This window comes from Methylobacterium sp. 142-1Y (genome assembly GCF_057747795.1).
The window spans coordinates 1,723,086-1,742,124 of sequence record NZ_CM173224.1; the positions used below are offsets into that span (position 1 = coordinate 1,723,086).

The 19,039-nt window shown below is 70.4% G+C and carries 18 protein-coding genes; 8 read left to right on the forward strand and 10 right to left on the reverse strand.

Features of this window, described 5'->3' with window-relative positions; genetic code table 11:
* Positions 1-9: 9 nt before the first annotated feature.
* The 10 genes from AC3AOF_RS07930 to mnmA all read right to left on the reverse strand — a co-directional run bounded on the left by AC3AOF_RS07930 (position 10) and on the right by mnmA (position 10,664).
* Positions 10-1,023: a TRAP transporter substrate-binding protein gene (locus tag AC3AOF_RS07930; protein WP_236991283.1), complete on the reverse strand. Its 1,014-nt coding sequence runs from the start codon at positions 1,021-1,023 to the stop codon at positions 10-12.
* 358 nt (positions 1,024-1,381) lie between these two features.
* Positions 1,382-2,275, reverse strand: a complete 894-nt coding sequence (locus tag AC3AOF_RS07935; RefSeq protein WP_488348163.1) for an NAD(P)-dependent oxidoreductase — start codon at positions 2,273-2,275, stop codon at positions 1,382-1,384.
* Positions 2,266-3,297, reverse strand: a complete 1,032-nt coding sequence (locus tag AC3AOF_RS07940) for a transketolase family protein (RefSeq protein ID WP_236991281.1) — start codon at positions 3,295-3,297, stop codon at positions 2,266-2,268. The genes AC3AOF_RS07935 and AC3AOF_RS07940 overlap by 10 nt, the downstream gene beginning before the upstream one ends.
* Complete coding sequence (locus AC3AOF_RS07945) at positions 3,294-4,142, reverse strand: transketolase (protein ID WP_488348164.1); 849 nt, start codon at positions 4,140-4,142, stop codon at positions 3,294-3,296. Before AC3AOF_RS07945 ends, AC3AOF_RS07940 begins: the two co-directional genes overlap by 4 nt.
* An 11-nt stretch (positions 4,143-4,153) precedes the next feature.
* A complete protein-coding gene (locus AC3AOF_RS07950) occupies positions 4,154-4,903 on the reverse strand; it encodes an SDR family NAD(P)-dependent oxidoreductase (RefSeq protein ID WP_488348165.1) in 750 nt (249 codons plus the stop codon).
* Positions 4,904-5,353: 450 nt separating this feature from the next.
* On the reverse strand, positions 5,354-6,250 hold the full coding sequence (locus AC3AOF_RS07955; RefSeq protein ID WP_236991278.1) for a LysR substrate-binding domain-containing protein: 897 nt from the start codon (positions 6,248-6,250) through the stop codon (positions 5,354-5,356).
* A gap of 45 nt (positions 6,251-6,295) precedes the next feature.
* Positions 6,296-7,732, reverse strand: coding sequence for a sensor histidine kinase (locus AC3AOF_RS07960; RefSeq protein WP_236991277.1), 1,437 nt, complete (start codon positions 7,730-7,732; stop codon positions 6,296-6,298).
* Positions 7,733-7,910: 178 nt separating this feature from the next.
* Positions 7,911-8,747, reverse strand: a complete 837-nt coding sequence (locus AC3AOF_RS07965; protein ID WP_488348166.1) for a TVP38/TMEM64 family protein — start codon at positions 8,745-8,747, stop codon at positions 7,911-7,913.
* Complete coding sequence (locus AC3AOF_RS07970) at positions 8,744-9,397, reverse strand: class I SAM-dependent methyltransferase (protein WP_488348167.1); 654 nt, start codon at positions 9,395-9,397, stop codon at positions 8,744-8,746. Before AC3AOF_RS07970 ends, AC3AOF_RS07965 begins: the two co-directional genes overlap by 4 nt.
* A 118-nt stretch (positions 9,398-9,515) precedes the next feature.
* Positions 9,516-10,664: a tRNA 2-thiouridine(34) synthase MnmA gene (gene mnmA, locus AC3AOF_RS07975; protein WP_236991274.1), complete on the reverse strand. Its 1,149-nt coding sequence runs from the start codon at positions 10,662-10,664 to the stop codon at positions 9,516-9,518.
* A 264-nt stretch (positions 10,665-10,928) separates the two neighbouring features.
* On the opposite strand from mnmA, the gene AC3AOF_RS07980 reads away from it, so the two are divergent.
* The 8 genes from AC3AOF_RS07980 (at position 10,929) to flbD (ending at position 18,917) form a co-directional block, all read left to right on the forward strand.
* On the forward strand, positions 10,929-12,197 hold the full coding sequence (locus AC3AOF_RS07980) for a flagellar hook-length control protein FliK (RefSeq protein ID WP_488348168.1): 1,269 nt from the start codon (positions 10,929-10,931) through the stop codon (positions 12,195-12,197).
* A 54-nt stretch (positions 12,198-12,251) separates the two neighbouring features.
* Positions 12,252-12,929: a flagellar hook assembly protein FlgD gene (locus AC3AOF_RS07985; protein ID WP_236991272.1), complete on the forward strand. Its 678-nt coding sequence runs from the start codon at positions 12,252-12,254 to the stop codon at positions 12,927-12,929.
* A 112-nt stretch (positions 12,930-13,041) separates the two neighbouring features.
* Complete coding sequence (sciP, locus tag AC3AOF_RS07990; RefSeq protein WP_048443591.1) at positions 13,042-13,317, forward strand: CtrA inhibitor SciP; 276 nt, start codon at positions 13,042-13,044, stop codon at positions 13,315-13,317.
* 292 nt (positions 13,318-13,609) lie between these two features.
* On the forward strand, positions 13,610-15,253 hold the full coding sequence (gene fliF, locus AC3AOF_RS07995) for a flagellar basal-body MS-ring/collar protein FliF (RefSeq protein ID WP_488348169.1): 1,644 nt from the start codon (positions 13,610-13,612) through the stop codon (positions 15,251-15,253).
* Between the two features lie 130 nt (positions 15,254-15,383).
* Complete coding sequence (fliG, locus tag AC3AOF_RS08000) at positions 15,384-16,433, forward strand: flagellar motor switch protein FliG (RefSeq protein ID WP_236991270.1); 1,050 nt, start codon at positions 15,384-15,386, stop codon at positions 16,431-16,433.
* A 46-nt stretch (positions 16,434-16,479) separates the two neighbouring features.
* Entirely contained in the window at positions 16,480-17,121 is a 642-nt protein-coding gene (locus tag AC3AOF_RS08005; RefSeq protein ID WP_236991269.1) for a FliH/SctL family protein, read from the forward strand.
* A gap of 40 nt (positions 17,122-17,161) precedes the next feature.
* Positions 17,162-17,512 carry a flagellar motor switch protein FliN gene (fliN, locus tag AC3AOF_RS08010; RefSeq protein WP_236991268.1) on the forward strand — a complete coding sequence of 117 codons (351 nt, stop codon included), beginning with the start codon at positions 17,162-17,164 and terminating at the stop codon, positions 17,510-17,512.
* Between the two features lie 43 nt (positions 17,513-17,555).
* Entirely contained in the window at positions 17,556-18,917 is a 1,362-nt protein-coding gene (gene flbD, locus AC3AOF_RS08015) for a sigma-54-dependent transcriptional regulator FlbD (RefSeq protein ID WP_236991267.1), read from the forward strand.
* Positions 18,918-19,039 lie beyond the last annotated feature (122 nt).

Here is a 19,039-nt window from a genome sequence, read left to right on the forward strand (position 1 = left end):
CAGCCTCCCTCAGGCCAGTTTGCCGGAGACCGCCTCGAGGTGCTCCCAGGCCGCGTCGCCGTACTTGCTCTTCCAATCCTTGTAGAAGGTCGTGCGGCCGAGCGCATCGCGAAATTTCTGGCGGTCGACGTCGATGAAGGTGATTCCCTTCGATCCGAGGTCCTTCACCAGGGAGTCGTTGAGTTTGACGATGTCGGCGCGCTCGTCGTCGCCCGAGCGGTCGAGCTCACGGGTGACGAGGGCGCGCAGGTCCTCGGGCAGGCGCTGGACGGCCTTCTTGTTGCCGAGGATCCAGTAGCCGTCCCAGACGTGGCCGGTCAGGCTGCAGGTCTTCTGCACCTCGTAGAGCCGGGTCGTGGCGATGATCGCCAGCGGGTTCTCCTGGCCCTCGAAGATCTTGGTCTGCAATGCCGAGTACAGCTCGTTGAAGTTGAGCGGCGCGGCGCCGGCGTCGAACGCCTTGAACAGCGAGGTCAGCATCGGCGACGGGGGTACGCGGATCTTGAAGCCCTTGAGGTCCTCCGGCGCCTTGATCTCGCGGGTCGAGGAGGTGATCTGGCGGAAGCCGTTGTCCCACACCTTGGACACGGTCTGGATCGGGGTCTTGGCGATCTGCTCGCGGATATACGTCCCGAGACCGCCGTCCATCGCCTTCCAGACGTCGTTGTAATCCTTGAATGCGAAGCCGGTATTCGGCAACGCCGCGGCGGGCACGAAGGTCGAGAGGATCGAGGTCGAGAGGTTGAAGAACTCGACGCTGCCGTTGCGCACCTGCGACAGCAGGTCGGTGTCGGAGCCGAGCTGGTTGGCCGGGAACAGCTTGATGTCGAGCCGGCCGTTCGAGGCCTCGCGGATGCGGTTCAGCGCTTCCTGCGCGCGGATGTTGACCGGGTGGGTCGGGTCCTGGCCGGTGGCGAGCTTGTACTCGAACTCGGCGGCGCGGACCGGCCGGGTGAAGACCGTGGCCAGCGGGAAGGCGGCGGCACCGGCTAGCAGGGTACGGCGGGAGACGGTGTGGCTCATGGGGGTTTCCTCGGGGATAGGGGGGAACTGGGCCGGTTGGGCCGGCCTCTGGACGTGATGGTTGCGTCTGCAGCTGTCGCTACAGGATTCCGAGTGAAGCGCGGGTGTTACCCTCTCCCCGCGGGCGGGGAGAGGCTTTCGCCCCCCTTGTCGGGGGCGAAAGAAGCGGAGGCATCGCCGGAGCGAGGGTGAGGGGGGGTTTCCGGAAGAGTCTCGTCCGGAGGCACCCCCTCACCCTCGGCTGCCGCCTCGCTTCGATGACGGCAAGGTCATCGAAGCCCTCTCCCCGCCCGCGGGGAGAGGGAATGCGCGCGACGCGCTGCGAAAAACATTGCAGCGCCCAGATCGTATGCTTGAACTACTGCATTCCGTTGAGCGCCCGGTACGACCCGATCACCTGGCTGTCGTCCTCGGCCCCCGCCCCACGGCCCGATGCCGCGAGGAAGAGCTGATGCGCGAGCGCCGCCAGCGGCAGGGCCGCCTTCTCGCTGCGCCCGGCCTCCAGCACGATGCCGAGATCCTTGACGAAGATGTCGACCGCGCTGGTGACCCGCGGGGTCTCCTCCAGCATCCGGGGCCCGCGGTCGCGCAGCATCCAGCTCGACGCGGACGAGCCCGAGACGATCTCCAGCGCCGTCGCGCCGTCGATGCCGACCTTGGCCGCCAGCGACAGGGCTTCCGCCGCCGCCGCGAGGTTGACCCCGCAGAGGAGTTGGTTGACCGCCTTCATGGTGGCGCCCTGGCCGGGCTCGGGCCCGACATGGAACACCTTGTCGCCCATCGCCGCCAGGAGCGGCCTCACCTGCGCGATCACGGCGGCGGGGGCCGCCGCCATGATGGTCAGCGTCCCGGCCTCGGCGCCGACGACCCCGCCGGAGACGGGAGCGTCGACGAAGGCCCGGCCGGTGGCGGTGACGCGCTTGGCGAGAGCCGCCACGGAGGCCGGCGGGCAGGTCGCCATCAGCACCACGGCAGCGTCGGCGGAGAGACGCTCCAGGGCGCCCTCGCCGAACAGCACCGCCTCGGCCTGGTCGGCATTGACCACCATCAGCACCAGCGTCCCGGCGCCGTTGGCCACCGCGGCGATCGTCGTGGCGGGTGTCCCGCCGGACTGCGCGAAGGCGCTCCGGCCCTCCGCCCTCACGTCGAAGCCGCGCACGGGAAAGCCGTGCCGCACGAGGTTGCGGGCCATCGGCAGGCCCATCGAGCCGAGGCCGACGAAAGCGACCGGACGCTCGGCGCTCACAGCCATTCGCGGATGCTCCGCACCATGGCGCTGGTCGAGATGCCGTAACGGTCGTGGAGGGTCGGCAGGGCGCCGGCATCCAGGAACTCGTCCGGCAGGCCGACCTGGCGGAAGGCCTTCGGCACCGTGCCGGAGCGCATCAGCAGCCCCGCCACCGCCTCGCCCAGGCCGCCGACGACCGTGTGGTTCTCGGCCACCACCACCAGGCGTCCGCCCTTGCCGGCCTCGCGCAGGATGGTCTGCGTGTCGAGCGGCTTGATCGTGGGCACGTGCAGCACCGAGACGTCGATCCTGTCGTCTTTCAGCGCATCCGCGGCCTCGAGCGCCCGCATGGTCATCAGGCCTGTCGAAATGATCAGGACGTCGTTGCCGTCGCGGATCGTCTTGGCCTTGCCGAGCTCGAATTTGTAGCCGTACTCGTCGAGCACCAGGGGCACGTTGCCGCGCAGGAGCCGCATGTAGACCGGCCCCTTGTGATCGGCGATGGCCGGCACGGCCTGCGCGATCTCGTGCGCGTCGCAGGGGTCGAGGATCGTCATGTTGGGCAGGCCGCGGAAGATCGCGATGTCTTCCGTCGCCTGGTGGCTCGGGCCGTAGCCGGTGGTCAGGCCCGGCAGCGCGCAGACGATCTTGACGTCGAGGTTCTCCTCCGCGATCGCCATGCAGATGAAGTCGTAGGCGCGCCGCGCCGCGAACACCGCGTAGGTGGTGGCGAAGGGCTGGAAGCCCTCGCGGGCCATGCCGGCGGCGGCGCTGATCAGCAGCTGCTCGGCCATGCCCATCTGGTAGAAGCGCTCGGGGTGCTTCTGGGCGAAGATGTGCAGGTCGGTGTACTTGCCGAGATCGGCGGTGAGCCCGACGATCTCCGGCCGCTCCTCGGCGAGCTTGGCGAGCGCATGGCCGAACGGGGCCGGGGCGGTGCGCTGGTCGGGTCCGGCGAGCGAGGCGATCATCGCCGAGGTGGTCAGGCGCTCGCCCGTATTGGCCTCGGAGAGCCAGGCCGGGCGCGTGTACTTCGAGCGTTTCATGCGGGCCTCCCGGCATCCAGGATCTTGATCGCGTCCTGCCATTCCTGCGGCTCCACCCGCAGGAAGTGGTTGCGCTCGCGCGCCTCCAGGAACGGGATGCCCTTCGCCATCTTGGTGTCGCAGATGATGATGCGGGGCTTCTGTTCGGCGCAGGCTCGCGCCGCGTCGAAGGCCTGGACCAGGGCGTCGATGTCGTTGCCGTCGACCCGCTGGACGTGCCAGCCGAAGGATTCGAAGCGCGACGCCGCCGGCTCGAAGCCGGTGACCTGCGAGGCCGGGCCGTCGGCCTGCTGGTTGTTGACGTCGACGATGGCGATCAGGTTGTCGAGCTTCCAGTGGCTCGCCGACCAGGCGCCTTCCCAGATCGAGCCCTCGCCGAGCTCGCCGTCGGAGATCAGGCAGTAGACGAACGAATCCGACTTCTTGCGCTTCAAGCCCAGGCAGAAGCCCACCGCGAGCGCCAGGCCCTGGCCGAGGGAGCCGCCGGTGATCTCCATGCCGGGGGTGTAGGCGGCCATGCCGGACATCGGCAGGCGGCTGTCGTCGGCGCCGTAGCTCGTCAGCTCGTCCTCGGGCAGGATCCCGGCCTCGAGGAGCGCGGCGTAGAGCGCGATGGCGTAGTGGCCGATCGAGAGCAGGAAGCGGTCGCGCCCCTCCCATTCCGGATCGTCCGGCCGGTAGCGCATGGCGTGGAAGTACGACACCGCCAGCACGTCGGCGATGCCCAGCGCCTGGGCGATGTAGCCCTGGCCCTGCACTTCGCCCATCAGCAGGGCGTTGCGGCGGATGCGGTAGGCGCGCTCGGCCAGCGACGGGCCGTTCCGCCCGGGTTCTGTGGCAGGCATGATGGTCGTCCTCAGTGGATCAGCATGCCGCCGTTCACGTCGATGACGGCGCCGGTGATGTAGGAGGAGAGGTCGGAGGCCAGGAACAGGCAGGCATTGGCGACGTCGTCGGCGACGCCGAGGCGGCCGAGCGGGATGCCCTTGGCGATCTCGACCTTCAGCTCGTCGGTGAGCTTGCCGCCGGTGATGTCGGTCTGGATCAGGCCGGGGGTGATGCTGTTGACCCGCACCGTGTCCGGGCCGAGCTCGCGGGCCATCGCCTTGCCGAGGCCCAGCACGCCGCCCTTGGCGGCGCTGTAATGCGGGCCGCCGAAGATGCCGCCGCCGCGCTGCGCCGAGACCGACGACATGCAGACGATCGAGCCGGATTGCTGCTTGCGCATCTGCGGCACCACCGCCTGGCTCATGTAGAGCGTGCCGCGCAGGTTGACGTCGAGCACCGCGTCGTAATTGCCGGGCTCGATCTCCATGAACTTCAGCGGCTGGGTGATGCCGGCATTGTTGATCAGCACGTCGATGCGGCCGAAGCGCGACACCACCTCGTCGGCGGCGGCCTGGCAGGCGGCCTTGTCGGTGACGTTGCAGGCAAGACCCAGATGGCCCTCGCCGAGCGAGCGGGCGGCCTCTTCGGCCTGGCCGGCATCGAGATCGAGGATCACCACCTTGGCGCCGTGGCTGGCGAAGAGCTTCGCGGTGGCGCGGCCGATGCCCCGCAGCGAAGCGGCGCCGGTGATCAGGCACACCTTGTCGGTCAGCAGCATGTCGTCCTCCCTGTCTCGTTCGGGCACGAGGGAGTGACCTCGGCGGCAGGGCCCCCCTGCATCGCCGCCCGTCCTCGACGGTGCCTCCCTCGTCTCGTTGCCGGCAGAGTGCCCGGCGAGAGGAGGTGGGGCAAACGCGGAAATTGCAGGTGGAGGTGAATGAGATTCACCTGAAGGGGCAGCGCGGCGGCGTAGCCGTCTTTCTCCCATCCGCAAGCTCATCCTGAGGTGTCAGTCCATCGGAGATGGACTGACCTCGAAGGAGGGCTCCAGAGGTCGCGGCGGTACCTGGAGCCCTCCTTCGAGGTTAGTCGATCTTCGATCGACTAACACCTCAGGATGAGGTGGGGATTTGGATTTCTCATCCTCCAATTTATTATTCAAAATATCAATCTGCTCAGACGGCTTTTTTAAGATAAATCTGCGGATGAGATAGTAATTTCCTTCAATTCACGTCAGATCCTCCGGCAGCACGATATTCATCTCCTGCGCCAGCCAGCGGGCGAAGACCCGCAACGGCGCGCGCCGTCGCGTGGTCGCCGGATAGACGAGGTGGTGGCCGACATACGTGATGTCCTGTGCGATGCCCCGCAACGGCGCGACGAGGCGCCCGCTGGCGATCTCGCGCTCGGCGAGCAGGGTCGATTCGAGCGCCACGCCGAGCCCGTCGGCGGCGGCCGCGATGGCGAGGAAGCTGCGGTCGAAGCGCACGCCGAGCGGGCGGGGCGCCGGCAACCCGTTGCGGGCGAACCAGAGCGGCCAGCGCACCTGCTTGTTGTCGCTCTGGATCAGAACCTGGTCCAGGAGGTCGTCCGGCGTGCGGATGCGGGCGGCCCGATCGGGGTCGCAGAGCGGCATCACCGTCTCGGTGCAGAGCGGCACCGTCACCAGCCCCTCGCCCCGGGGCGGGCCGTAGACGAGGTCGGCGTCGAACTCGTCGCCGACGAAACGGGCATAGTCCATGCCGGCGGCGAGCCGCACCTCGAAACCGGGATTGGCGGCGAGGAAGCGGGCGAGGCGCGGCGTCAGCCATTGCGCCGCGAGGCTCGGCGCACAGTGCAGGCGCAGGAGCTGAGGGCCTCGCGCCGCCACGAGGTCGAGCCCGCGATGCAATTCGTCGAAGGCGCGGCCGACATGCTCCAGCAGTGCCTCGCCGGCGGCGGTCGGCACCACGCCCTGGCCCTGGCGCTCGAACAGGGTGACACCGAGCGACGCCTCCATCTTGCGGATGGCGTGGCTGACGGCGCTCGCGGTCAGGTTCAGCTCCGCCGCCGCATCCTTGAAGGAGCGGCGGCGCGCCGCGGCCTCGAAGGAGCGGACGGCGGAGAGGGGGACGCGCAGGGACATGGCGCTACGATGCGGCGTCGACCCGCGCATTGGCAACCGTCGCGCTCACTCCTCCCGGTCGGGCAGGGTGATCCGGAACCGCGCGCCGGTGTGGGTCTCGTCGAGGCTCAGGCTTCCCCCGTTGAGCCGCACCAGCTCGGCCGCGATCGCAAGTCCCAGCCCCGTGCCGCCGGAGCGGCTGGCGCCCTGGAACGCCTCGAACAGATGGGCCCGGGCCCGCTCCGGCAGGCCGGGGCCGTTGTCGGTGACGAGGATCGTGACGGCGGTGCCCCGGCGCTCGGCCTCGATCGTCACGCGCGGTACCCCCTCGCTGGCCCCCGCGAGGCCGATCGCCTGGACGGCGTTGCGAACGAGGTTCACCAGCACCCGCGACAGTTGGTCGGGATCGGCATCGACGCTCAGATCGTCGGGCGTGCGGTCCTCGATGGTGACGGCGGCGCCCGGTGCCATCCCGGCGAGGTCGAGGGCGTCGCGAAGAATCGGCCGCAGCGGCATCGTCCGGCGCTCGGGCGGCCGCTCGGCGGCGCGACCGTAGGCGAGCGTCGCTTCGCAATAGCGGATCGCCCGGCCGAGCGTCCCGACGAGGCGGGGCGCGACGCGCTGCACCCCCGGATCGGCGACGTGCTCGAGCCGGTCGACGAGGAGCTGCGCGGTGGTGAGGAGATTTCTCAGCTCATGGTTGATCTTGCTCACCGAGAGGCCGAGATCGGCCAGGCGCCGCTTCTGGCGCAGCTCGTCCGACAGGATGGTCTCCATGCGGGCGAGCGCCGTCTCGGCGGCTCCGATCTCGTCGCTGCGCCAGGACGGAGCGATCCGCCGCGACAGGTCCTCGGGATCCTCCGCGAAGGTCGCGATGTTGCGCGCGAGCCGCCGCACCGGCCGGACGATCGAGAGCTGCAGCACCAGGAAGACGAGGCCGGCGGTGATGCCGGAAATCGCCAGCGAAGCGAGCAGGATCCGCCCCGAGAACGCGATCATCGCCCGGCGCAACGGGGCGGGATCGAGGACCAGCTCGACGAAATCGACCCCCTCCATGCCGTGGCCGACCACCCGCAGCGGCAGGGGATTCGCCTGGGTCAGGGTGCGCCAGGCGCCGCCGATGCTGTCGATCCAGCCGGAATCGCGCAGGTCGACGGTCTCGCCGACCTCGGGCGGCATCGGGGTGAGGTTGAGGAGGCGGCGCGCCCCGCCGGCCTTGAGGGCGATGGCTCGGGCGCCGACGCCCATCAGGAGGCGCTTGGCAAGGTCGTCCGAGACCCGTTGCTGGGGCGCGGCGTCGAGCACCAGGGCGGCGACCTGCGCGGCGGCGACCCGGTCGGAGAGCCAGGAGCGCCGGTAGCTCGCGACGCTGGGGACGTAGATCAGCACCTCGGCGATGAGGACGAAGACCACCGTGAGCAGCAGCAGGCGACCGGACAGCCCGACCCGGCCGGCGAGACGCCGGAGGCCACCCTGGCTCGCCGCGTCATCGGCCCAATGCACGGTCTCGACGTCCTCGCTCGTCCGATGGGTCCCGATACCCCGGCCAACGGGACACTAACACGCCCGCGCCGACCTCGGCCCCCCCTCACGCATGGGGAGCGACAGGAAGCTATCCCCGGATCGAAAAAAATCCAGACGCCAGCCAAAGAATTGCGCGTGATCGTATCGGGGGTGAGGTTCAGCCGGGATTGCCGCGCCAGCGTCGCCAGGCGACCGGCAGCAGCGCCAGGGCGCCGAGGCCGAGCAGGGTGGCGACGAGCTGCGGCGTGACGATGGCCCGCAGCGACAGGGCGGCGTCGCAGGTGATGCCGCCGGCAACGAGGCAGGCCTCCTTCGCCGCCTGGTGGGCCGCCACGACGTTCTCCACTCCGGCACCGGCCGAGGCGTAGATGAAGGCGCCGGGGCTGATGCCGATGAGGGTGGCGAGCGCGAAGGTCCGCAGGCGCACGCCGAAGATCGCGGGCGCCAGGTTGGTCATCCAGAACGGGAAGACCGGCAGGAGCCGCAACACCATCACGTACGAGAAGGCGTCGCGGCGAAAGCCCTCCGCGAGGCGCCCCAGCCGCGAGCCGGCGCGACGCAGCAGCACCTCGCCTGCCGCGGTGCGGCCGATGGAGAACACCACGACGGCGCCGGTGGTGGCGGCCGAGATCGACACCAACGCGCCGGCGACCGGCCCGAACAGGAAGCCGCACAGGGTCGTCATCACCACCGAAACCGGCAGCGACACGATCACGGTGGCGACATAGGCGAGATACGCGCAGGCATAGGCGCGCCAGAATCCCTCCGCGACCCAGGCCTTGGCATAGGCCCGGGAGGCGAGGAGCTGGTCGAGGCTGAACCAGCGGGTGATGCCTCCGACCAGCAGGCCCAGCGACAGGGCCACCAGGGCGACGAGCGGCAGCACCCGCAGCCATCCGCGCCAGGCCGGGGCCGCCACGGCTTCCGGGCCTGCCTCCGAGGGGAGGGCGTCCTCGCCGGACGGGGGCTCGTCAGGCCGGATCGGCGCGCTCACCCGGGCTTCTGCATGCGCAGGATCTTGAAGAACCCGCCCGGGAAGGTCGGGCGCACGCCGAGGAAGGTCACGCCGCGGCTCTTGGCCCAGGCCTCGATCCGGGCGGCCTTGAAGGCCGAGCTCCAGCCGATCTTCTCGCAGAGCGGCGCGACGATTTCCTCGACCTTGGCGACGGTGCCGCGGTCCTGGCCGAAATGGTTGGCGAGCACGATCATGCCGCCGGGCTTCGTCACCCGCAGGAACTCGTCCAGCGCCCCTTCCGGGTCGGGCACCAGGGTGATGAGGAACTGCGCCACCACCGCGTCGAAGCTCGCATCGGCATAGCCGAGGCGGCAGACATCCATGACCTGTAGGCCCTTGACGTGGGAAAGCCCGCGCCGCGCCACCTTGCGGTTGGCTCGGCGGAGCATGTCCTCGGACAGGTCGACGCCGTAGACCTCGGCATCCTTCGGGTAGTAGCCGAGCGACAGGCCGGTGCCGACGCCGGCCTCCAGGATCCGCCGCCCGCCGGCCAATGCCGCCTCGACCGCGTCCCGCGCCGCCGGCTCGGTGAGCTTGTCGTAGACCACGTCGTAGACCGGCGCCCAGCGCGCATAGGCCTTGCGCATCAAGGCGGTGGTGGGCCCGGCCTCCCGCGGCTCGCTCAGCATGTCCGTCATCTCTCCGAGTTCGATCGCCGCGCGAGCGTCGATGCGCGCGTGTGTGGTACGGTTTCCGCGGGAAATCTTCGAAAAAATCGCATCGGCAGGGGCGAGGGCCGGGGTCGGATCAGGCCGCCGCCAGGCTGTCCGCCGCGACCCGCCGGATGGTGCCGCCGCCGAGAACCCGTGCCCGGGGCCCGTCATCGGCGTAGATGACGCAGGCCTGGCCCGGCGACACCCCGTCCTCGGGGGTCGCCAGCGTGATCTCGGCCGATGCCGTGTCCGGGTTCCAGGCGAGGAGGGCGGGGCGGGGCTCGCGGGTCGAGCGCACCCGCACCGCCACGGGCAGGTCGCGGGAGGCCGCGAGCGGAGCGTCGCCGAGCCAGTTCGGATCGGCGAGCCGGATGACCGAGGTGGCGAGCGCCTCGCGGGGGCCGACCACGACCCGGGCCTCGCCGGGCTCCAGGCGCACGACGTAGAGCGGCTCGCCCGCCGCCACGTTGAGGCCGCGGCGCTGGCCGACCGTGAAGCCGATGATGCCGTCGTGACGGCCGAGCCGCCGCCCGTCGAGATGGACGATCTCGCCCGGGCGCACCGCGTCGGGCCGCAGCCGCGCGATCACGTCCTGGTAGCGCCCCTGCGGCACGAAGCAGATGTCCTGGCTGTCGGGCTTGTCGGCGACCGAGAGGCCGAATTCCTTGGCCAGCGCCCGGGTCTCGTCCTTCGGCCGCTCGCCGAGGGGGAAGCGCAGGAGGTCGAGCTGCTCGGCGGTCGTCGCGTACAGGAAGTAGCTCTGGTCCCGGGCCGGATCGAGGGCACGGTGGAGGGCGCGGCCGCCATGCGCCAGCGCCCGGCTCGCGACGTAGTGGCCGGTCGCCAGCACGTCGGCGCCGAGGTCCTGGGCGGTGGTGAGCAGGTCGCGGAACTTGATCGAGCGGTTGCACTCGACGCACGGAATCGGCGTCTCGCCCTGGAGATAGCTGTCGGCGAAGCGGTCGATCACCGCTTCGCGAAAGCGGTCCTCGTAGTCGAGGACGTAATGCGGGATGCCGATGGTCTCGGCGGCGCGGCGGGCATCGTGGATGTCCTGGCCGGCGCAGCAGGCGCCGCGGCGATGCGTGGCCGCGCCGTGGTCGTAGAGCTGCAGCGTGATTCCGACCACGTCGTAGCCCTCGCGCTTCAGGAGCGCGGCGACGACCGAGGAATCGACGCCCCCGGACATCGCCACCACGACGCGGGTGTCTTCCGGGGCCTTGTGCAGATCGAGCGAGTTCATGACCGTGCGAGGGGGTGTCTCGGGGCGGCTCCGGCAAGCGGATCCCGGCGCCGCTGGCGGAGTCTATAGCGATCCGACCGCCGTTCTGCCAGGGCGGGAGGGAGTGCGGCCTACAGGGAAGTTCTTGCCGGGCTCCCGGCAGATTCCGACCGGGCGGCCATCGAGGGCGGAGGGGTCGGAGATTTTTATCGCTTTTCATCAATAGCTTACGTTGTCCGTTGGACTGGCAGGCGGCTTGCTCTGCCGGGACCCAGGAGGTCGGCGATGCAGATCAGCGGAGCGGGTGAGGGGGGACGGATGGCGGGGCGCGAGCCGACCCGGCCGGCGAAGGCCGTCGCGTACGAGCCCTTCCGTCCGAATGATCGGGAGACCGCCCGGATCGCCCGCACGCCTGCGCGGCAGGCCGATACGGCGGCACGGCCCAGCTCGGACACGACGCGGTCCGGCCCGAAGCCCACCGAGACCAGATCGGCCGAAGCGAGAGGCGAGGCGAGGCGGGCCGACGCTGCCTCGGAGGCTCGGTCCCGCCAGGAACGGGCCGAGGATGCGATCGACCGGGACCGGGCCGCCAAGGACAAGATCACGAAGGACAAGGCCACGCGGGAGGTGACGGACGACCGCGTGAGGAAGGACGTCGCCGCGAAATCCTCGGCCGCGACCGGCGCGAAGCCCTCCGCCGCGGCATCCGATGCGGCGCAGGCCGAAGCGGTTCGCGCGGCTGCCGGCGACGACGACGAGACCGCGGAGGCGTCTGCGGCCGACGGGACGGAGGAGGATTCCGCCGACGCTCCCGGCGCCGGTCCCACGCCGAACCCGGCGGCCTCGGCCGCCCCCGTTCCCGCGGCCGCGCCACCTGCGACCGGCGCCGCCTCGGCGTCCGGAGCGGCATCGGCCGATCCGGGTGCCGCCATCGAGGCGGCGACGCCCGCCGATCCGCGGATCGCCGCGCTTCTCTCCGAGGCCGCGAAGGTGGACGGTAAGGACCGGCCGCAGCAGGGTGGTCCCCTGCCGGTGCCCGACGGCCTCGCGGCGCCCGACCCGTCGGCGCCTGCGTCGCAGGCGAAGGGCGCCGACGCCGCGGCGCCGGCCGCCGCCGAGACCCGCCCGGCGGTTTCGGTCCAGGCTCCCTTGAGCGCCGTGCCGATCACCATCGGGATGCGGGCGCTCGCAGGCAGCAACCGGTTCGAGATCCGGCTCGATCCCTACGAGCTCGGCCGGATCGACGTCAGCCTCGACATCGCCCGCGAGCACGGGACCGTGAAGGCGCATCTCACGGTGGAGCGGCCCGAGACCCTGGCGCTGCTCCAGCGCGATGCCGGCAGCCTGCAGCAGGCGCTCACGCAAGCCGGGCTCGATCCCGGCACGGCGGGCCTCACCTTCTCCTTGCGCGACGGCGGCGGCCAGAACCCGCAGCGCGACCAGGCCGGCCGGCCGCAAGGCCCCGACCGCGCGGCGGCTCCGGCGGAGGAGGCGCAGGCCGCGGCGCCGTTGCGCAACCTCGGCCAGCGCCTCGGCCTCGACCTCAGAATCTAGCGGCGACGCCAGAAGCGACCGACGACCCATGACGACCACACTCGCGAGGTCCCGATGACCGCCGGCATCAGCAGCTTGACCAGTCTCTCCAACCCGACCGGTGCCAAGGCCTCGAGCGACGCCAGCACGATCGCCGGGAACTTCAACCAGTTCCTGACCCTGCTGACGACGCAGCTGCAGAACCAGAACCCGCTCGACCCTCTCGACACCAACCAGTTCACCCAGCAGCTGGTGCAGTTCGCCTCGGTCGAGCAGCAGCTCAAGACCAACGACCAGCTCGGCAGCCTGATCACCGCCAGCAAGGCCTCGGCGGCGGCAACCGCCTCCGGGCTGATCGGCAAGACCGTGACGGCGGACGGCGCCACCTCGTCGCTCGCGGACGGGTCCGCAACCTGGACGCTCACCCCGGCGCGCGCCGCCGCCAAGGCGGTGATGACCATCACGGACCCCAAGGGCAACGTGGTCGCCACCCAGACCAAGGCGCTGCCCGCCGGCAGCCAGAGCTTCACCTGGGACGGGCGCGCCTCCACCGGGCAGCTCGCCGCGGACGGGAAGTACACCCTGAAGGTGCAGGCCCTCGACGCCACCGGCTCGAGCGTCACCGTCGACACCAAGATCACCGGGGCGATCACCAGCGTGGACGTCTCCGGTGCCGAACCGGTCCTGACCATCGGCGACCGCACCGTGGCCCTCAGCAGCGTCGAGGCGATCGGTGGAACCGGCGGCAACTGATTCGGTGGATTGCTGTGGATTACGAATCACATGCGAGGGAAATGATTCAACCAATCTTAAGCGCGGGTGCCTAGCTTCGGTCTCGACAGGTCAGTCGAGTGTAGAGCGTATCATGACCGAACCGCATCGCCCGAGGGTGAAGTACGTCATCGGGCCAGACGGAAGTCCGCTGACGATCGCGGATCTTCCCCCGACCGATACCCGCCGATGGGTGATCCGGCGCAAGGCCGAGGTGGTGGCCGCCGTCCGTGGCGGGCTGCTGAGCCTCGAAGAGGCGTGCCAGCGTTACACGCTGACCACCGAGGAATTCCTGAGCTGGCAGTATTCGATCGAGCAGCACGGGCTCGCAGGCCTGCGCACGACCCGGATCCAGCATTACCGTCAGTGAGGGTGCTGTCCGTGCCCCGGGACGGGCACGGCGGGATCATCCGAGGACGGCAGGATCGCCTCGCGTCTGCTTGTCCCGCCGGTTGGCGGAGGAGAGAAGCCGTGGCGATCCCGTCCTCGGACACTCGCCCGGGCTGACCCGCGATGCCGAGAGCCGGGCCTCCGCCTCCCCCCGGAGCGGCGGCGTCCCGGCTCCGTGCGCATTCAATTGTGCGCCGTTAACCAAGTCATAACCACGACTCGGCAAATTTTGCCCTGGGGCCGCGGTGGCTCCGGTTGGCGGGTGCATGGTCGTGAAGCCGGTCCTCGATCTGGTGGCGAAGCTGGGGCCCGCGCGGCTCGCCGCGATGGGTGCGGTGACCCTCGCGCTCATCGGTTTCTTCGCGTTCGTCATCCTGCGGGTCTCGCGGCCCGAGATGGGTGTTCTCTACACCGACCTGTCGGTGCAGGATGCCGGCGCGGTCCTGCGCGACCTCGACGCCAAGGGCATCCGCTACGAGACCAAGGGCGATGCCGGCCAGACCGTGCTGGCGCCCCGCAGCGAACTCGCCCGCCTGCGGATGGATCTCGCCGCCAAGGGCCTGCCGAGCGCCGGCGGCGTCGGCTACGAGATCTTCGACAAGGGCGACGCCTTCTCGTCGACGAGCTTCGTCCAGAACGTCAATCACCTGCGCGCCCTCGAAGGCGAGCTTGCCCGCTCGATCCGGGCGATCGGCCGGGTCCAGGCGGCCCGCGTCCACCTGGTCCTGCCCGAGAAGCGGCTGTTCTCCCGCGACCGCGAGGCGCCGAGCGCCGCGATCGTGGTGAAGCTGTCCGGCGACCTCGATCCGGGCCAGGTCCGGGCGGTGCGCCACCTCGTCGCCTCGGCGGTGGAGGGCCTGAAGCCCGACCGCATCTCGATCGTCGACGAGCGCGGGCGGCTGCTCGCCGACGGCGCCCGCGGGGCGGAGGCGCAGAACGGACTCGGCCTCGACGAGCGCCAGACCACCATGGAACGGCGGCTGCGCTCCCAGGTCGAGGAGATCGTCGCCGGCATCGTCGGGGCGGGCCGGGCCCGGGTCCAGGTCACGGCCGAGCTCGATCCCAACCGGGTCGAGAGCCGGTCGGAGACCTTCGATCCCGAGAGTCGGGTGGTGCGCTCGACCCAGACCCGCAGCGAGAATTCGCAGTCGCAGAGCAGCGAGAACGGCGTCACAGTCGGCAACGAGTTGCCCGGCGCAACCCAAGCCCAGCAGAACCAGGGCCCGCGCGAGGCCTCGAACAAGAACGAGGAGACCACCAATTACGAGATCTCCCGGGTCACCCGCACCGAGGTGAACGAGGGCGGCCGGATCCGGCGCCTGTCGGTTGCGGTGCTGATCGACGGCACCTACGCCGCCGGCCCGGACGGCAAGCCGGCCTATGCGCCGCGGCCGGCGCCGGAACTGGAGCGCATCACCGCCCTGGTGCGTACCGCGGTGGGCTACGACAAGGCCCGCGGCGACCAGGTCGAGGTGGTGAACCTGCGCTTCGCCGACACCCCGGCGGTGCCTGAGTTCCAGGAGCAGGGCCTGCTGGCCTCGCTCCTCCAGCCGACCAAGGAGGACGTGCTGCGCATCGCCGAGATGTCGGTGCTCTTCCTCCTCGGCCTCGTGGTGCTGATGACGGTGGTCCGGCCGCTGGTGCAGAAGGTCGTCGCCTCCGACGATCCGGCGCAGGCCCCGATCTCGATCCTCGCCGCCGATCATCCCGGCCTGGTGATGGCGGTGGAGGGCGCGCTGGCAGGCGCGGCCCCGGCCGAACTGGCGCTGCCCGAGAGCCAGGCCCGCCGCGTCGTCGAGTTCGCCAAGATCAACGGCAAGATCCAGGCCGAGACGATCGAGCGGGTCGTCGACATCGTGAAGTCGAACCCGACCGAGACCGTCGAGGTGCTGCGCACCTGGATCAACGACCGCTGACGCTGTTGGATCAACGACCGCTGACGCTGTTGGATCGACGACCGCCGACGCTGCCGGATCGACGACCCCCGCCGCCGCGGCCCCCGCGCGACCCCGTGAACACCCGTCCCGCCTGAGAGACGCCGACGCCATGGCCATGACTTCGATGCCGGTCTCCCGCTCCACCTCCGGGGGACTGACCTTCGCCGAGATGCCCGGAACCCAGCGGGCCGCCGCCCTGCTGCTCCTGCTCGGCGAGGAGGAGGGCGCCCCGATCTGGCGCATGCTGGAGGAGGACGAGATCAAGAAGGTCTCGCACGCCATGGTCCAGCTCGGCTCGCTCGAGGCGGAGGCGGTCGAGGCCCTGATCATCGACTTCGTGTCGCGGCTCTCGGCCAGCGGCGGCATCACCTCGAGCTTCGAGCGCACCGAGTCGCTGCTGCTCAAGATCTTCCCGCCCGAGCAGGTCGCGGTGATCATGGCGGAGGTGAAGGGCGCCTCGACCCGCCGGGTCTGGGCCAGCCTGACCCAGATCGACCCCGAGATCCTCGCATCGTTCCTGCGCAACGAATACCCGCAGACCGTCGCGGTGATCCTGTCGCGGGTGCGCTCGGACTACGCCGCCAAGGTCCTGACCATCCTGCCGGAGGACTTCGCCATCGACGTCCTCAACCGGATGCTCCGGATGGAGACGGTGCAGAAGGAGGCGCTGCGCCACATCGAGGAGATCCTGCGGGTCGAGTTCGTCTCGACCATCGCCCAGACCACCCGGCGCGACGCCCACGAATTGCTCGCCGACGTGTTCAACGCCTTCGACCGGCAGACCGAGATCCGGTTCCTCACCGCCCTCGACCAGTCGAACCGCGGCTCGGCGAAGAAGATCCGCCAGCTGATGTTCACCTTCGACGACCTGATGAAGCTCGATGCCGGCAGCGTCCAGACCCTGATGCGCAGCGTCGACCGCGACGTGCTGGCCCGCGCGCTCAAGGGCGCGTCGGACCCGGTCCGGAACTTCTTCTTCGCCAACATGTCGAGCCGTTCGTCGAAGAACATGCAGAACGACATCGAGTCGCTCGGTCCGATCCGCCTCAAGGAGGTCGACGAGGCCCAGTCGAAGATGACCGACCTCGCCAAGGAACTGGCCGAGAAGGGCGAGATCATGATCGCCAAGAACAGCGCCGAGGAAGAGCTGGTCTACTGATGCCTGCCCGCACGACGACCGAGCCAGCCCCGAGGGACAAAGCCTGATGGCGCAGATCCGGCGCTTCCTGTTCGATACCGATTTCCGCGGGCCCCCCGCCAAGCCCCCTCGGGACGAGGCTCCGGATGCCGAGGCGCTGGCGGAGGCGCGGCTCCGGGCCGAGGAAGCGGCGCGGGAGGCCGCCCGGGAAGCGGCCGAGGCCGAGGCCTATGCCCGCGGCCTGCAGGAGGGACGCGCCCAGGCCGAGGCGCAGGTGCAGGCGCGCCTCGCCGACGCCCTCAACCGGGTCGCCGCTTCGGCCGCCGGCATGATCGCGGCGGCGGACGACCGCGACGCCGCGCTCGAGGCCCAGGCCCTCGACTTCGCCGTGGCGCTCGGGCGCAAGATCGCCGGGGCCGCCCTCGACAGCCATCCGGTGGCGGCGATCGCGGAAGCGGCGGGCCGCGCGCTCCAGCACCTGCGCGGCGTGCCGCATCTGGCGATCCGGGTGCATGACGCCCTCGTCGACGAGACCGAACGGCAGGTGGCCCGGCTCGCTCGCGAGCGCGGCTACGAGGGCCGCCTGATCGTCATGGGCGATCCCGGCATGGCGCCGGGCGACGCCCGCATCGAATGGGCCGATGGCGGCGTGGTGCGCGAGCGCGCGGCCATCGAGGCCGCCCTGATCGCCGCCCTGCCCAAAGCCTGACGCCCCGTTCCCACTCCATTTTCTCCCACGAGGTACGCCAATGTCCTCCGACAACGATCTCGGCCTGCCGCAGCTCAGCGAAGCGGATCTCGCCTTCGACGCCGCGGCGTCCGGCGCGATGCGCGACGCCCCGATGGCCGCCAAGTCGGCCGCCGACCTCGAACAGGTCTTCGACGTGCCGGTGATGGTCTCGGCGGTGCTCGGCTCGTCGCGGATGCCGATCGGCGACCTCCTGCGGCTGGGCCCCGGCACGGTGCTGGAGCTCGACCGCAAGGTCGGCGAGGCGATCGACATCTTCGTCAACAACCGCCTCGTCGCCCGCGGCGAGGTGGTGCTGGTCGAGGAGCGACTCGGCGTGACGATGACCGAGATCGTCAAGGCCGACGGCTGACATCCGAATCCGCCACCCCGACCCGCCCAACGGAGTGCCCGCCATGCGGCTCTTGATCATCGGACGCCTCAGCGGCGAACTCGTCACCGCCTCCCGGATCGCCATGAGCCGCGGCGCGGCCGTGACCCAGGCCGACGGCATCGAGCAGGGGCTCAACGCGCTCAGGGCCAAGGGCGCCGACCTCGTGATGGTCGACGTGGCGCTGGCGATCCGGACCCTGGTGACGGCGCTCTCCGACGAGCGCATCCGCACCCCGGTGGTGGCCTGCGGCACCGGGACCGACGCCAAGGCGGCGGTGGCGGCGATCCAGGCGGGAGCCAAGGAATACATCCCGCTGCCGCCCGATCCGGAACTGATCGCCGCGGTGCTGGAGGCGGTGACGGCGGATGCCCGCTCGTTCGTGTGGCGCGATCCGGCGATGGAGCGGGTGGTCAAGCTCGCCGAGCAGGTGGCGCGCTCCGACGCCTCGGTGCTGATCACCGGCGAGAGCGGCACCGGCAAGGAGGTGCTGGCGCGCTACCTCCACACCCGCTCCAACCGGGTGCAGAAGCCCTTCGTCAGCGTGAACTGCGCGGCGATCCCCGACGCGCTGCTCGAATCCGAGCTGTTCGGCCACGAGAAGGGCGCCTTCACCGGCGCGGTGGCCCGGCGCATCGGCCGGTTCGAGGAGGCCCATGGCGGCACGCTGCTCCTCGACGAAATTTCCGAGATGGATGTCCGGCTCCAGGCCAAGCTTCTGCGGGCGCTCCAGGAGCGGGTGATCGACCGGGTCGGCGGCACGCAGCCGGTGAAGGTCGACATCCGGGTGCTCGCCACCTCGAACCGCAACCTCGCCGAGGAGGCGCGAAAAGGCACGTTCCGCGAGGACCTGCTCTACCGCCTCAACGTGGTGAACCTGCGCCTGCCGCCGCTCCGCGACCGCCCGTCGGACATCCTCGAACTCGCCGGCCACTTCGCCCGCAAATACGCCGAGGCCAACGGCGTCCCGACCCGGCCGCTCTCGGCCGAGGCGCGCCGCCTCGTGATGCAGAGCCCCTGGCCCGGCAACGTCCGCGAACTGGAGAACACCCTGCACCGGGCGGTGCTGCTGGCGAGTGGCCCTGAGATCGACGCCGACGCGATCCGCTCGCCGGAGGGCGACGCGCTCGCGGTCGCCGGCCCCGCCGCCCGCGCGGTCCAGGCCGCCGAGGCGGCGACGCGGGGCTTCGTCGGCCGCTCGCTGGCCGAGGTCGAGCGCGACCTGATCCTCGACACCCTCGACCACTGCCTCGGCAACCGCACCCACGCTGCCAAGATTCTCGGAATTTCGATCCGCACCCTGCGCAACAAGCTCAACGAATACACCGATGCCGGGATTCCGGTGGCCGAGCCCGGCCACACCCGGGCGCTGGCGGCCTATGGCTGAAGACTTGGCGCGATGCGGACGGTTCGGCGTGACGAGACAGGTTTGCCGTGAGGAGTTGGTGTAACGTCGAGCTCCTCCGAGGCGGTTGCCGGTCAGGCGGCGGCGACGTGTGACGGGGAAGC

Bases quoted from the DNA above. Each gene is read 5' to 3' on its own strand.
- AC3AOF_RS07930 (WP_236991283.1), bottom strand. From the start codon at position 1,023: ATGAGCCACACCGTCTCCCGCCGTACCCTGCTAGCCGGTGCCGCCGCC.
- AC3AOF_RS07935 (WP_488348163.1), bottom strand. From the start codon at position 2,275: ATGGCTGTGAGCGCCGAGCGTCCGGTCGCTTTCGTCGGCCTCGGCTCG.
- AC3AOF_RS07940 (WP_236991281.1), bottom strand. From the start codon at position 3,297: ATGAAACGCTCGAAGTACACGCGCCCGGCCTGGCTCTCCGAGGCCAAT.
- AC3AOF_RS07945 (WP_488348164.1), bottom strand. From the start codon at position 4,142: ATGCCTGCCACAGAACCCGGGCGGAACGGCCCGTCGCTGGCCGAGCGC.
- AC3AOF_RS07950 (WP_488348165.1), bottom strand. From the start codon at position 4,903: ATGCTGCTGACCGACAAGGTGTGCCTGATCACCGGCGCCGCTTCGCTG.
- AC3AOF_RS07955 (WP_236991278.1), bottom strand. From the start codon at position 6,250: ATGTCCCTGCGCGTCCCCCTCTCCGCCGTCCGCTCCTTCGAGGCCGCG.
- AC3AOF_RS07970 (WP_488348167.1), bottom strand. From the start codon at position 9,397: ATGCTGAGCGAGCCGCGGGAGGCCGGGCCCACCACCGCCTTGATGCGC.
- mnmA (WP_236991274.1), bottom strand. From the start codon at position 10,664: ATGAACTCGCTCGATCTGCACAAGGCCCCGGAAGACACCCGCGTCGTG.
- AC3AOF_RS07980 (WP_488348168.1), top strand. From the start codon at position 10,929: ATGCAGATCAGCGGAGCGGGTGAGGGGGGACGGATGGCGGGGCGCGAG.
- AC3AOF_RS07985 (WP_236991272.1), top strand. From the start codon at position 12,252: ATGACCGCCGGCATCAGCAGCTTGACCAGTCTCTCCAACCCGACCGGT.
- sciP (WP_048443591.1), top strand. From the start codon at position 13,042: ATGACCGAACCGCATCGCCCGAGGGTGAAGTACGTCATCGGGCCAGAC.
- fliG (WP_236991270.1), top strand. From the start codon at position 15,384: ATGGCCATGACTTCGATGCCGGTCTCCCGCTCCACCTCCGGGGGACTG.
- AC3AOF_RS08005 (WP_236991269.1), top strand. From the start codon at position 16,480: ATGGCGCAGATCCGGCGCTTCCTGTTCGATACCGATTTCCGCGGGCCC.
- fliN (WP_236991268.1), top strand. From the start codon at position 17,162: ATGTCCTCCGACAACGATCTCGGCCTGCCGCAGCTCAGCGAAGCGGAT.
- flbD (WP_236991267.1), top strand. From the start codon at position 17,556: ATGCGGCTCTTGATCATCGGACGCCTCAGCGGCGAACTCGTCACCGCC.